This window comes from Paenibacillus sp. MAH-35 (genome assembly GCF_058135425.1).
Window position 1 is genome coordinate 93,802 of sequence record NZ_JBYUPU010000012.1, and the last position, 14,725, is coordinate 108,526.

Annotated in this window: 6 protein-coding genes and 1 pseudogene; 6 read left to right on the forward strand and 1 reads right to left on the reverse strand. The window is 54.4% G+C overall.

Going from position 1 to position 14,725, the window contains the following annotated elements:
* Nucleotides 1-66: 66 nt before the first annotated feature.
* The 4 genes and pseudogenes from AC3Y2E_RS15500 to AC3Y2E_RS15515 form a co-directional block, all read left to right on the forward strand.
* A pseudogene (locus AC3Y2E_RS15500) lies at nucleotides 67-720 on the forward strand (ABC transporter permease); the annotation flags it as partial.
* A gap of 2,058 nt (nucleotides 721-2,778) precedes the next feature.
* Entirely contained in the window at nucleotides 2,779-3,126 is a 348-nt protein-coding gene (locus AC3Y2E_RS15505) for a VOC family protein (RefSeq protein ID WP_379211954.1), read from the forward strand.
* A 313-nt stretch (nucleotides 3,127-3,439) separates the two neighbouring features.
* On the forward strand, nucleotides 3,440-4,645 hold the full coding sequence (locus tag AC3Y2E_RS15510; protein WP_379211768.1) for a Gfo/Idh/MocA family protein: 1,206 nt from the start codon (nucleotides 3,440-3,442) through the stop codon (nucleotides 4,643-4,645).
* Between the two features lie 160 nt (nucleotides 4,646-4,805).
* Complete coding sequence (locus AC3Y2E_RS15515; protein WP_379211770.1) at nucleotides 4,806-5,798, forward strand: LacI family DNA-binding transcriptional regulator; 993 nt, start codon at nucleotides 4,806-4,808, stop codon at nucleotides 5,796-5,798.
* 489 nt (nucleotides 5,799-6,287) lie between these two features.
* Here the strand turns inward: AC3Y2E_RS15515 and AC3Y2E_RS15520 are convergent, their stop codons facing one another.
* Nucleotides 6,288-7,220, reverse strand: coding sequence for a helix-turn-helix domain-containing protein (locus tag AC3Y2E_RS15520; RefSeq protein ID WP_379211772.1), 933 nt, complete (start codon nucleotides 7,218-7,220; stop codon nucleotides 6,288-6,290).
* A 160-nt stretch (nucleotides 7,221-7,380) separates the two neighbouring features.
* On the opposite strand from AC3Y2E_RS15520, the gene AC3Y2E_RS15525 reads away from it, so the two are divergent.
* Together AC3Y2E_RS15525 and AC3Y2E_RS15530 are read left to right on the forward strand one after the other, a co-directional pair.
* Entirely contained in the window at nucleotides 7,381-8,721 is a 1,341-nt protein-coding gene (locus tag AC3Y2E_RS15525; RefSeq protein ID WP_379211774.1) for an ABC transporter substrate-binding protein, read from the forward strand.
* Between the two features lie 216 nt (nucleotides 8,722-8,937).
* Complete coding sequence (locus AC3Y2E_RS15530; RefSeq protein ID WP_379211776.1) at nucleotides 8,938-14,634, forward strand: heparinase II/III domain-containing protein; 5,697 nt, start codon at nucleotides 8,938-8,940, stop codon at nucleotides 14,632-14,634.
* Nucleotides 14,635-14,725 lie beyond the last annotated feature (91 nt).

Here is a 14,725-nt window from a genome sequence, read left to right on the forward strand (position 1 = left end):
AAATGATACAAGATTGTAACGCTGCAAAAACGAAAGCAGCCGTTTGTTCCAATTGTGGGTATGTAGCTTTTTATGCTGTTTGTTTATGTGTTTGGCGGCGCAATCCAAACCGGTGCGGAGAACTATGTGAATTACCTGTTGCCCGGCATCCTGCTGATTGCGATTGCCAGCGCAATCTCTTATACCGCTTACCGTCTGTTTTTGGATAAGCAACGGGGCATCATTGAGCGGTTCCATACGATGCCGATTGCGCGTTCCGCCGTGTTGTGGGGCCACGTGCTGACCTCGGTGGTACCCAACGCCGTTTCTGTTATCATCATCATTCTCGTAGCGCTCATCATCGGTTTTCGCTCGTCAGTGGGGGTACTGTCTTGGCTTGCCGTAGCCGGTATACTTGTACTGTTCAGGCTGGCTCTGACTTGGATTGCGGCGATTGCCGGACTGTCCGCCAAATCGGTGGAAGGTGCAAGCGCATTTTCCTATCCGCTTATCTTCCTTCCGTTTATCAGCTCGGCCTTCGTGCCGACCGAAACGATGCCGGACGTCGTTCGCGCTTTCGCCGAAAACCAGCCAGTAACCTCGATCGTGGAAGCCATCCGCGCGCTGCTGTCGGATCAGCCTGTCGGCCATGACATTTGGATCGCGCTCGTATGGTGCCTGGGGATTCTTATTGTTGCGTATGTTTTCGCAGTGAGGGCTTATAGACGTAAACCAGTATAAGCAGACTTGAACTGGCGGCGGGAGGTGTTCTATTAAACTTGATTGTTGGAGGACGGCAACCCGCCTTAACTCCCTTAGACGAATCATCCAAATCGAAAGGGTATGAAAAAAATCTTATACATGAATCGAGCAGTTCCTTCAGCAAACGGATACAAGAGCTCGGCCGGGGAGAGAAGAACCGAATAAGAGCGGTTTTGTAGCCGCAAATATCCAAGACGAAGCCAAGCAAATGAAAAAATAAACAACGACGGAATGAAGCAATGAGGACGGTTGACAGTATGAATTCATATGTTACACTTGAAGTAGAATGACAGGTAACCCCTGCCATCCTTTTTATTTTATAGGACGCCAAGATCAAGCGATTGATCTGGCGTCCTTTTACCTGTGGAGGTGTAACATTTGAAATTGGCTTTTGAAACCATTACGAATCTAAGAAGACCTGCTTTCCGTTTTCCGTTCACCGTTTCACCGAGTGGGCGATGGATGGCCTGTACTCTTCCCGCTGTCAGGCCGACAGGATTATCCCCGGGCGTTTCATCCGACGTCGCCGGAAGCGTTCAGTGGCTGTTTGATTTAACTAACAACCGAGGAATCCCGATCGTCACTGAGCCGGGACGAAGCAGCTGGTCTGGAATATGGTCGCCAGTAGAAGATACATTGGCGTTTTATTGCGATCTGGGCGGGGAAGCCGGATTATGGTTATGGAGAGAAAATAGAGATATAATGCGGCTTACCAGGCACGTGGTGCGACCCTTTTTCGGTTTCGAATCACCGGTCTGGTCAAGTGATGGACGATACCTCATTGTCAAAGTAATGCCATTGGAAGGCATCGATGATTCCGGGTTCGGCTTCCCTGCAGGTGATAATTTTTGCGTCAAGGCCCCCATTTCAGTTTATAAAACCTTCAAAGCTGATGGCTCAAGCAGCGGGCAGCCTTCTGAGACATGGTTAAGCAGATACCGTGCAGAACTCGCCAGAATTGATTCTGTAACGGAGGAGTCACAAATCATTGCTGAAGGGTTTCATCCATTAGGGGTTGCGGTTTCACAAGACGGTACACTTCTTGTTTTCGCAAATGCGGCGGGTCTCCAAAAAAACGCAGCACATCAACAGATGGCCTATGACTTATGGGTGGCGCCTATCCAAACAGCATCTGATGGAACTCCGCGATGTATCGCTAAGAACGTCTATTTGGAAGGACCGACATTTACTTGGTACGATGAGAGGACCATTGCGTATACAACAGCTGGCGCACTAGCAGATGGAGCACTGTGGGCCGTTCACATAGACGGAAAATCTGCGCCATATCCTATAGCTTTATCAGAACAAGTAAAGTTCAACAGGTATTTAGATCCTCCAATGATTCTTGCTAACGGTGATGTTTTATTGGTGGCGAAGGGAGGATTATGGAGAATGATTCGAGAAACCGGTGAGCTGGTTCATGTAATTCAAGACTGGGATCGTCAAATCATAGCTATACTTCCTATGGACCGATCCGGCATAGAGAATCACGAACATCCCAACGTGATTGTTCAAACGCGCGAACCTAAGAAAGAGAGGAATGGCTTCTACCGGTTAGATCTTTCAAAAGGTCTGAAAGAGCTGTTGCACGAGGAGCCCCGCAAACATTTTCCGTGGTATATGGGAGGGACCGCCTATTCCAAGACAGCGTATAAAGAGAAGATTATTTACGCAGCTGAATCCGAGAACGAACCCCCGACATTATACAGCCTGGACTTGCATACCAAAGAGGTACAAAAAATTGGGGATCTCAATCCCGAGATCTGTCCGGAAAGCTTGGGATCAGTCAGAACAGTTGTGTGGAAGTTTGGAGATCGAAAACGGAAAGGCATTTTGATGCTGCCAGCGGGACATAGCGGGGAGCTTGTTCCTGTGATCGTGAAGGGGGGCAGCTGGCACTCCAAGAAACGATCTGGGACAATTATAACCGCTATATTGCCAATTCGCCCCTGTTTGAGTTTGATGATCTTGATGCAGCTGTCCTTCTACTTCAAGGGACAAGTGATCCGATTTGTGCTTCTTCAGGAGTTAGCTACGATGATAAAAGGTTTCGGAGGAATTTTATGGAGATCGAAAAACCCCGAAGTTGTGAAAAAATGGTACAGCGAAGTGTTAAAGCTTGAAATCGAAAGTTGGAACGGGACCGTGATCAAACCCCAACAAGGAAACGAGACTATTTTCTCTTTCTTTATCGAGGATGACCGTTATTTTCCAACCGAACAACAAGTGATGTTAAATTTCCAAGTCCATAATCTGGACGAGACTATCCAGCACCTTGAACAAATGGGTGTCCCTCTTGCGAAGAACAAAGAGAGCAGTGAATTTGGAACGTTTATTTGGATTGAAGATCCCGAAGGTCGACTGATCGAGCTTTTGGAGAAGTAATGCTATTGGGCAAGCCGGGCAATAAGGTGCAGTAGGCGATCCGACAGGCGGCAGCTGACCGCTCATAGAAAGGAACTCTCCGGAAGCGGAGGGTTCTTTTTTTTATCCACATATTTGCGGGGGAGTCAGCTGAGCGGGTACTCCACCATGTTGGTGAATCTGAGGAAACCATAGAAGTTTTTCTAAAAGGAGAAAAATGGTATTGTTGATATGGAAAACGTTTGCTATTATAAAAACAAGAATAAATCCTTTATTATAAGGTGTTTAATTGAATGGAGAATTATTCATAGAAAACGTTAAAGTAGGTGCTGGAATGAAAAGGTACGTAATTGTCGGAACAGGGGACAGGGCGGCTGCATTCGGCAAACCGATGGCGGACGCTTTCCCGAACGAGGTCGAGTTAGCAGGCGTGTTCGATATCAATCTACTGCGAGCCAATAAGTTCGCACAGGAGCATGGCGGGGTTCCCGTTTATGCCGATTTCGATACATTGCTGGCTCAGAGCGGCGCCGAGCTGTATATCATTGCTACGCCGGACTATTCCCATCACGAATACATTATCCGGACACTGGAGGCAGGTATTGACGTCGTTACCGAAAAGCCGATGACGACAGACAGCGAGAAGTGCAAAGCGATATTAGAGGCGGAACGGCGAACGGGGCGGCAAGTGACGGTCGCCTTCAACTGCAGGTTTATGCCCTATATGGCACAATTGAAAACAATCATCGAGGAAGGAACGATCGGCCGGCTCATCAGCATCGATTTTAACTGGTATGTCGATACGATTCATGGCGCGCAATATTTCCGCCGTTGGCACCGGCATATGAACCAAAGCGGCGGGCTGCTCGTTCATAAATCGACCCATCATTTCGACTTGGTCAATTGGTGGCTGGACGATCAGCCGGTGCAAGTTAATGCGATGGGAACCAGACAATATTTCGGGCCTGTAAGAGAACAAAGAGGGCAACGCTGCTTGACGTGCAACTTCAAACCATCGTGCGAGCATTATATCGATATTCAAGCCAACAAATATATCCGCGAGCATTATTACGAGAACGAGAAGGAAGACGGCTATATCCGGGACCGATGCGTGTTTGGCGACGATATCGACATCTATGACACGATGTCTGTTCAGGTCCAGTACCAAAGAGGCGCTCTGTTGAACTACACCTTGGTAGCGCACAGTCCTTATAAAAATTGGACCGCCACGTTCAACGGAACGGAGGGGAGAATGGAAGCGGGCGAATATTTGAGAGGACCGCGAGCCGATGAGCCCATGCACCGTATTCAAATCTATAACCGCGCCGGGGAGGTGATCAGCCGCCAGACCAAAAAAGCGACGGGCCCGCACGGAGGCGGTGACTACCGTCTTCAACAGATGATCTGCACGCAATCGAGGGACGAACTGCGGCAGCGCGCCGGTTCCATGTCGGGTGCCATGTCCCTCTTGATCGGAGTGGCCGCGAATCGTTCCATTGTAGAAGGAAAGCGTATATTCATTCAAGATTTGTTGGATTGATTTCATTAGACATGCAGGTATGGTGGAGTGGAAATCGATTTCTGTAACATTGACAATAAGCGTGCAGATCCTATTCCCGTAGCCGTCATGGATAGCAATGACCCCGATTCTCCTTTATAATGGAAACATAGACCAGATCTTTCATGAATCGGGTGAATCCGTGGTTACGATTAAAGATATTGCTCAAATGGCGGGTGTCAGCTTCACGACGGTGTCTAAAGCGCTTAACGGAGAACCGGGAGTCCGCGCGGAAACAAGAAACAAAATCATAGCCATCGCCAATAAATTGAATTATGTTCCGAATCTTGCCGCCCGTCGCCTGGTCGACCGCAAATCGGACAGCATCGGCTTGATTTGGCCGAACAAATCCGGTCTGTTCCTTTATCACTTGTTCGAGCAATTTCAAATCCAGGCCGAAAAGGCAGGATACTCGGTGATGGTCGCGATGGGAAATCCGACGGCGGCGATTCGAACATTCGTCAAACATTTTGTCGATACCATTGTGATATGGCCGACTGGAGAGAATACGTCCCCGGAGTTTATCCGGGCTAGAGAATCGTTTCAGGGAACGATGCTGATGTTCAACAGTGCTCCAAGCCCTTACTACCATACGGTATCCATCGACAGGCAAGAGGCGGTTCAACAAGCTGTGGATCATCTTGCCGGGCTCGGCCACCGTAGAATCAGTTTTATCGGCTACAATACGGAGAAGATCACCGGCTTTGACCGGGCGGCGCAGCTTTTTCAACTGGAAGATCATCCCGACCGCCTCCTCTTTACTCCGAGAAACGCTCCGGAATCGTGGAACCGGGTAACGGATATGCTCCGCAAAACGAAAGCGCAGCGGCCGACGGCGCTCATCGTCGACAGCTATGTCGCGATGTTCAAGCTGCTGAAGCTGTGCAGAATGTGCGATGTAAGGATTCCGGAAGATCTCTCGCTCATCGCCTACGACGATGTTCCGGAACTTGAGGAGATGATGGACATAGCGGTGACGACGGTTGGACCGAACGTCGAGCATTTGGCGAACGCGGTATTGGACATTTTGACAGGCAATGAGCATTCGGCGGAAGGCGGGTATCGTCATGTAAAAGTGGCTTCTCAATTGACCGTCCGCGGAACGACCCGGCCGGTCTCGGATTATACGAATTGACCGGCTGCTAAAGCCATCACAGCCGCTGTACAAAAAAGTCGTTCGAGGGCGAGGAACAAACATGCTGATGAATCCGCATCTATTGCGGATTTTTATTTTAAAGCTATTGTTTTTTTGCCCCCGGCTCCGAACAAGGAGGAGGTCTCCCATGAAAACCAACAGCAACGAGTTTTTCGTATTTATTCTCGCTTGGAGATTCCCGTCGCCAAGGAATTAGCCGATTTCATCTTCTCAATTAGCCCTTCATTCAAAGCCGCATTAATGGAAAAGGGGGCGCTCGTTGAGTTTACGCAGTATCTAAACAGTAAAAAGGATAGAAGAGGATTCATTCCAGTCACGAAGGATGCAGGTCTTTTTGTATGTAAAGTTCCAAAAGGAAAAGGTTAAAACATCTATGGCAAAGTAACTGGAAGGCCGGGGATGTCATTGCGGAGGCTTCTGGTCCAGAGCCGGCTTGCAGGGGAAGCCGGCTCAGCCGGCGGCGAGGTATTATGCCTGGCCGCCTTCCAACTCAGGGGCGTTCTCTCCGGAACTAGGGATGGCGGTGCGTCCCGCCTGAACACGCTGTACGTATTCTTTGGGCGAGCATTGGTGAAAGCGCTTGAATAATTTGTAAAAGTAGGTCATATTCGTAATGCCGACCCGGGCGGCGACATTGGCGATGCTGCACGATTCGGTCAGCAGCAGACGTTCCGCCTCTTTGATCCGCCGCATATGCACATACTCGACAAACGTCATGCCGATCACGCTTTTGAAGTAGCGGGAGAAGTAATGATAGCTCATCCCCATCATCGCGCTGACCAGCTCCATGTCGATTTTCTCAGTCAGGTTTCGGTCCACGTATTCCAGCACCGGACGCAGGTTATACGTATGCGTCGACAACTCCCCCAGATCCTTCGGAGAGCCGTGGCGGAGAGTCAGCAGCAGCAGTTGCTTGATCGTCAGACTGGCGGAGATTTCATAGCCGATCGGCTTTTGCTCCACTTCAGCCAGCAGCTGCAGCATCATCCGTCCGACTTGCTCCCGCAGCTCGGGCGATTCTTTGAAGCGCCTATTGATCCGGCTGAGCGGCGCGTCGATTTCGGCGAAAAACCGGTAATAGACGAGCATCGCGGGATCCAGATAAGGCACCGGTTCGAAATGAAGAATCGTGTAAACAACCCGCTCCGTATCCACGCTCCAGGTGCAGTGAGGCTGAGAGGAGCCGATCAGCAGCACGTCGCCCTGCTCCAGCCGATGTTTTTCCTCCTCGATCCGCATCTCCATGCGGCCTTCCAAAATACACAGCAGCTCCAATTGTTTATGGTAATGCCACAAATTTCCGATCGGCCGCGGATAATACGGTTTCCAGTGGCGGTAAATGAACATGCCCAAATACGGGTCCTGATACGGCGTGCGTTCGTCGTATTGCGGAAAAGTCATAGCCAACGCCCCTTAAAGGTCAAATTCGGATATAAAGCCGTCAAATCCGGACATTATCTTCCGACCCGTCCCGTATTACGATTGTTCATGTAAAGCATGACAACGCGCGGGGGTGCCTGTCAAGCCCCTGCGAACAACAGTCGGGGAAGGGGTTCATTTCATGACCAGAAGACAGAGACGGAACATACGGGGACGAGCAGGAATTGCCTGTGCGCTAGCGGCGGTGATGACACTAAGCGCTTGCGGGGGAGGCCAGGCGCAGCTCCCGCAGACCGGTACGGACGGCGGCGGCAAGCCGCAGGCGGCCGAAAAGCAACAGCCGCCCGAGCCGATCAAGCTGACCATTTTCAGCGCCAGCGGCGGTGACGCTGCAGCGCTTCAGGCCCAATACGGAGAGCCGATCCGTCAGAAATTTCCCCACCTTACCCTTGATTTTATCATACCGGGGGAAGGGTCGTCGCTGCGTGACGTCGTTACGGCAAAAACGCCGATCGATCTGCTGTTCGGCTCGACAGGGATTTACTTATCGACGATGCAGGAATTCGGGCTTCAAGTCGATCTGACCGAGATGATCCGGCTTGGCAAGCTCGATCTGGACAAGGTGGAGCCCAGTCTGATCGAAACGCAGCGTAAGTTCGGAAACGGAGCCATTTACGGCTTGCCGGTGTGGGTTGCGACGTCCGGACTGTACTACAATAAAGACCTGTTCGACAAATTTTCCGTTCGTTATCCGAAGGACGGCATGTTATGGAGCGAGCTAGCCGCACTGGCGCGGCGGCTGACGCGGAGCGAGGACGGGAACAACTACTATGGCTACATTACCTCGCCGTCCACCCAGGTCAACTCGAACCAGCTGTCGCTGGACCCGATCGATCCGAAAACGCTGAAATCGAACTTTAGCTCTGACGGCTGGAAGCAGATTATGCAAAGCATTGTGGACTTGTATATGGTGCCTGGCTACGATGTGGAAACGGCGACGATGGCGTCCTCCAGACAGCGCGCGCTGTTCGAGAAGGAGAAGCGCGTCGCGATGTATACGAATTTTAGCGGCGGTACGCCGCCGGAAACGATGAACTGGGATGTGGCTACTGTCCCGTATTATGAAGGGGCCGTCGGCGCAGGTCCGCAGGCGCTTACGAACTACTGGTATGTCACCTCGCTCAGCAAGCATCAGCAGGCGGCCTTCGACGTGATCGCCTTCCTGCTGTCCGAGGAGTTCCAGCGCGCCCATAACCGCAAAGGCTGGGCGACCGTCCTGAACAATCCGGAGCTGCGCAAGGAATACGGTCAGGATCTGGACAAATTCCGGGGTAAAAACATCCAGGCGATGTTCCCGAAGCCGGCCGCTCCGATGAATATGACATCTTATAATCATCTTGCCGGCACGGAGTTTCAGAAAGCCTTCAACGATATTGTTTCGAACAAAAAAGATATGAATACGGCGCTGCGCGATGCCGACGAGCAGTTGAACAAGGCGATTCGGGACGCACAAGGCCAGTAACCGTTAGGAAAGGCTAATTTTGCGCTGAGACCGCAGACGGCAATTCGATTAGGAACAGCGGCGGCAGAAGGGAAAAGGACCACCAAGGATATAGGGGCCTGTTCCGTCGCCGCCGCTTTTTTCCACAAAGCTTGGCAAGCAGCGCTGCGCCGAATCCGCTAGGATACGTATTGCTGCTCTGCTCAAGAAAACCAGTTGCGAAGGAGAGAGGAAAGGATGAGAATAACAAGCGATCGCCGGAGGCGGCTGCTTCCGTTCATCTGGCTGCTAGTGCTGGCGCTGGCAACCGGCGGGCTGCTGCCGCCTCAGCCGGGTACGGCCAAGGCGGAACCCGGGACGGAGCCGCCAGTCGTGCAGAGCGCGGCTTCGGACACGCTGTACCGGTTTATGGATCTGGTCAACGATCCGAACAATCCGGATTGGCGTCTGGACGCCACGCTGCCCAGTCCAATGCGCATGGATTCCGCGATTTTCCAACTGATTCGCGGCGCTCCGACTGACCAGCCGAACGGCGAGATGATTCGGGTGAAGTTCCGTGTGCCGGAAACGGGATATTACGAAGTCCGGCTGAAGGATTCGATGAAAAACTATGCCGGGGGTTACGCGGATATCCGCATCGACGGCGAGTTGGCCGCGTCCGGCTACAGCTTTTACGCACCGGCGCGGGTGAACGGCACGGAAAGCATTGTCGTGAAACGGATGCGCCTGGAAGCGGGTGAACATACGCTGGAGTTTGCCGGCGTCAAGTCTGTGCTGCTGGACAGCGTCGGCACGTACTACTTGTACCTGTATCTGGACAGCTTCCGGCTGATCCCGCTTCCGGCGGAGGAGGGCGGGCCGGCGACGGTGTACCCGTTCAACGATCTGCACACCGGCTTGAACCGTCTCGACTGGCGGGTGGAGGAGACGAATCCGACGCCGATGACGATGGGAACGGGCGTGTACCAGATGATTCGCGGCGCGCCGACCGCCGATCCGAACGGAGCGTTCATCCGCCTTTCGTTTTATGTGCCGGAGACGGGGCCGTACGACATCCGGATGTCGTCATTTAAAAACTACGCCGGAGGTTATGCGGACATCCGGATCGACAGCCAGCCGATCGCCGAGGATTTCAGTTTTTATGCGCCCGAGCGGGTCAATAATGTGGAGACCGTGCTTGCCGAGAAGCTGCATTTGAGCAAAGGGCCGCATACGCTGGAGTTTGCCGGCACGCAAAGTGTGCTGCTGCCGTCGGTGAACAGCTATTATTTGTACTTATATTTGAATCGGCTGGAGCTTCATCCGGCCTGGCTGCACAATGTCCGATTGACGATCGACAGCGATTCGATTATGGAAAGCCAGTATGTGCGCGCCGGAGTAACGGCGGGGGTCGATCTGTCGAATGCGGCGGTCATTTATGAAAGCGATAACATGCAGGTGCTGAGCCCGGTATCGCCGAACGGGCTGTTTGAAGCGGTCGGACAGGGAAGCGCCACGCTGACCGCGACCGTTACGCTGGACGGAGTATCGGCAAGCGACAGCCGCACGTTCACGGTCGGTCCACTGCATCTGACAAGCGACAAGACACGAAGCACGATCTACACGGCGCAAAAGACGGCCAACGCCCGCGCCAATGCGCTGGAGTACGATTGGGCCAAAAGCATGCGGGACCAGGCGGTCGCCAAAGCGCAGCCGTATGTGGACAAAGGCTGGGAATACCTGTGGAACAGCATCCCCCCGCAAACGATTCCGCGCAGCTACGCGGTTAACCAGCCGCTCGGAAGTCCCGTTACGGGCAGAGCGATCGACGCTTACGGCAATTATCCGTATGAGGGCGATCCGCTCAGCACACCCTGGAAAATTGTAGACCCGAGCAGCGGCTACGTGTTTCCGACCAACGATTTCGGCGCTTACTATAACAGCGGTCTCGATGAGCAGGGCGTCTTCCGTCCGGAGCTGGCCGACCGCGATCTGCTGGTCAATGAGCTGTACCCCGAACGCGGCCCGAATTGGGGAGTCGACGACGGCTACGGATGGGTCGATGAGCAAGGCAACCGCTATACGTTTATTGCGTACTATGCACATTGGTATCTCTGGTATGCAGGCAAAGCGATTGTGTTCAACGGCTTGACCGCGCTGCGGGACGCTTACCTGTATACGGGAGACGCGCAGTATGCCAAGGCTGGTCTGGTGATGCTGGACCGGATCGCCGATCTGTATCCGGACCTGGATTTGCGCCAGCAGGACCGCAGCGTTTTCTGGAACTCCGACGGACATTTGGGCACAGGCAAAGCCGTCGGCGCAATTTGGGAGACGGACCTGTCGAAAGTGCTGCTTAGCGCCTATGACGCTTTTTATCCCGCGACGCAGGATGCGGCCGTCATGCAGGACGTACTGGCGTTTCTGGCGGCCAAAGGACAGCAGTTCAAGCTGTCGTTCAAAAACTCGGCGGTCGGCATGCGCAAAAATATCGAGGACGGCATCGTGCGGCAGGTGTACCCGGCGGTGCAGCAGGCGAACATATACGGCAATAACGGTTTTCATCAGAGCGCGCTGGCCATGGCTGCGGTTGTGCTGGACTCGCTGCCGGAAACGAGGCAGTGGCTGGATTTCAATTTCCAGTCGGGCGAGCTGCTGCGCGATCCGATCCGTCTGACCGGCGGCAACATATTGGCGAGTCTCGTCAATACCGTGGACCGCGACGGCTTCGGCAACGAAGGCTCGCCGACGTACAATGCGGGCTGGCTTCAGACCTATCTGGTCGTCGCCGATCTGCTGCGAGGTTACGATTTGTACCCTGAGGCGGATCTGTACGCGAATGTGAAATTCGGCAGTATGTTCAGCTCGGTGCATGATCTGATGATGCTGAACCGGTATACGCCGTCGATCGGCGATTCCACGTACACTGGCAATCCGCGGCTGACGATGAACAAGGACCAGCTGCTGCGGGCGTTCGAGGTGTATGGCGATCCGGTTTTTGCGCAGCTTGTCTATTTCCTGAACAACAACCGCTTGTCGGCTGTACATGGAGATATTTTCTCAGACAATCCCGGCGCGATCGGTGAAGACATCGAGCAGATTATCGACACTTACGGCACGTTCCAGCCGGAGAGCAGCCATTTGTCCGGCTTCGGCTTTGCCGCGCTGCGCGACGGCATTTCCCGGCAATCGCAGACCGGCGGCGGCATCCATATGCTGTTTCCCGAGCTGGATGTTGTACAGAGCAGCGCGGTATACCGGCTGTTCGAAGCGTCCGCCACGATCCAGCTGGAGGCGAACGAGCCGAATCATTCGATTACGTTTGCGTTTCCGGTGGAGACGGCGGGCACGTACCGGGTCGATCTGCGACCGTTCCGGGCGTCCACCTACGGCATCTATGATGTGTACATCGACAACGCGTATGTGAAAACGATCGATTTCTTCGGTTCCGCGAAGGAGCTGGAGCCGCTGGCTGAGCTTGCGCTGACGGAGGGCGAGCATACGCTCTCGTTCCGTAACGCCGGCAAATCCCCGCAGTCCTCCAATTACAAAATGGGCGTAACCGAGCTTCGCCTGTGGGATGTGGACAACGCGCCGGAACCGGACGACCAGACCGCTCTCGATACGCTTCGCGGCTTATGGATGTATTACGGCACCTCGCGCATCCACGGTCATCGCGATACGCTGAATCTGGGCATCCACGCCTACGGCCTCGATCTGGCGCCTGATCTCGGCTACCCGAAATTCGCCGATGCAGTCGATCCGCACCGGCACCAGTGGATGAACAATACGATCAGCCACAATACGGTTGTCGTCGATCAGGCGAAGCAAAACGTGCAGGATGTGGCGCAGCCGCTGCATTTCGACGGGGACGGACGGGTGATGCTGATCGACGCGCAAGCGCCCAAAGTATATCCGCAAACCTCGCTCTACCGCCGGACGACAACGATGATTCAGGTGGACGAGGACCATTCCTACGCCGTGGACTTTTTCCGCGTGCAAGGCGGAAGCGACCATCGCTACAGCTTCCATGCGATGGAAGGGACGGTGAGCGCGGAGGGACTGAATCTCGTTCCGCAGCAGGACGGCAGCGGACAGTACGTCGGCTCGTACGCTAGTCCAGGCGTGCCGTTTGGCACCGAATCCGGCATAACGCAGGGATCGGGCTATGCGGGCAGCGGGTTTCATTGGCTGAAAAATGTAGACCGCGACGCCGCACCGCCTGCACAGTTCAGCGTCGATTGGAACGTGCGGGATACATGGAACATGTACGGCAACGGGGCGAGCGCTCCGACCGACGCCCACTTGCGTCTGACGATGCTGGGCGAGCTGGACGAGGCAGCGCTGGCCGACGGTTTGCCGCCGGACAACAAGCCGGGCAACCCGGAGCAGATCCGCTATTTTGTCGGCAAACGGTCAGGGACGAATCTGGACAGCTTGTTTACGGCGGTCATCGAGCCGTACAAAGGGGATCGCTATATTCAGTCGATTAGTCAGGCCGAAGTGCGCCGGAACGGCAGCATCGTGCAGACGAACGAGGCGCGCGCCGTCAAGGTTGAGCTGGCTAACGGCCGTACCGATTACATCGTCTACGCGCCGGACTCGGACACGGAATACGAAATCGACGGCAAGCTGCGGTTTCGCGGGTTTTTCGGGGTTTATTCGGAACAGGACGGCGTACAGACTTATGTCAAGGTCCATGACGGTTCGTATTTCGTCCCGATCGGCGAGACACCGGTTGCCGCTGTCGCTCGGCTGACCGGCACGGTGGCGGACTTCACCCGCACGCTGACCGACGACAACTATATTGATGTGCAGACCGATCTGCAAGGCATCGGCCCAAGCGAATTGACCGGCCGCTGGATCTTCGTCGATAATGACGGCGTGCGCAATGCGGCTTATGAAATCAAAAGCGCTGTGCCGCTTGCGGGCGGTCTGCTGCGGCTGTCGATCGGCGAGAAGACGGTTGTGCGCGGCTATCTCAACAACGCGAACTTCAACCAAGGCTACCAGTATGATGTCGCCGTCGGACGAGCGTTTGCGATTCCGCTTGTCTCCGAGACCGTCGCGGAAGACACGTTTCCGATCACCGAAGCGAGTGTGCAGGGAGGAAGCGGGAGCGGCTGGCATACCGGAGACGCTACAGTAGAACTGCACGTATACGGAAACGCAGCAGCGGTTCAGCGTACGGAATACCGGGTGGAGGCAGAACGCGGTCCGGACGGAGGCCCGGTCGCGCCCGGCAGTGGCGGCAGTTCCGGACATGCGGGAGCTACAGGAGAATGGCGGGTGTACAACGGACCGGTCACGCTGACCGCCGAGGGCGAATATCGCTTCACCTACCGTTCCGTATACGCGAACGGAACCGCGGAAGCCGAGAAAGCGTTCCTTGTGCGCATCGACCGAACCGCGCCGGCCATAACTGCGGCAATTAACGGCGTTACCGTGGAGGACGGCTCCGGCTTGCCGGATGATACGGCTTCGGTCGTCTTGTCCGTCTATGCGGCAGACACGCTGTCGGGCCCCGGCCGCATTCAGGTGTGGCTCGACGGGACGGAGCATGAACCGGGGACGCCGATTGCGATCGGCGGACGCTCCGAGCCTCTGTCGCTGCGGATCGTAGCTGCCGATCAGGCAGGCAATGCGAGGCAGTCGTTGATAACACTGCATCCGGCTGCAATCGCCTATACGTTGTCCGGACTGGAACAAATCGCCTTGGACGCAGCTACGTCCGAGGCCATACAGGGTATCTTGGCTGCGCAGCTTCAGTACCGGATCGATATCGTCGGCCTTCTGCTCGAACAAGGGGCCGTGCAGACAGCCGCGGCTTATTTGGCAGACTTTTCCGCCTACATCAGTGATCCGTCGGTGCTCCAACAGGGGCTGATTGCCCCTGCGGCTTCGCTTGAGCAGAAAAGCTACATTGCGGAGCTGATCCTTGGTCTGGAGAGTTAGCAGAGGCTGGGAGGAGGCTAGGGGACCGTCAATCTCCAAGCAGATACGTATAAGGGGGATTAGCGTAAACGCAGCCATTCCCGGATAAAGT

Excerpts from the sequence above, each read along its gene's own strand:
- AC3Y2E_RS15520 (WP_379211772.1), bottom strand. The coding sequence starts at position 7,220 with ATGACTTTTCCGCAATACGACGAACGCACGCCGTATCAGGACCCGTAT.
- AC3Y2E_RS15505 (WP_379211954.1), top strand. The coding sequence starts at position 2,779 with ATGATAAAAGGTTTCGGAGGAATTTTATGGAGATCGAAAAACCCCGAA.
- AC3Y2E_RS15510 (WP_379211768.1), top strand. The coding sequence starts at position 3,440 with ATGAAAAGGTACGTAATTGTCGGAACAGGGGACAGGGCGGCTGCATTC.
- AC3Y2E_RS15525 (WP_379211774.1), top strand. The coding sequence starts at position 7,381 with ATGACCAGAAGACAGAGACGGAACATACGGGGACGAGCAGGAATTGCC.
- AC3Y2E_RS15530 (WP_379211776.1), top strand. The coding sequence starts at position 8,938 with ATGAGAATAACAAGCGATCGCCGGAGGCGGCTGCTTCCGTTCATCTGG.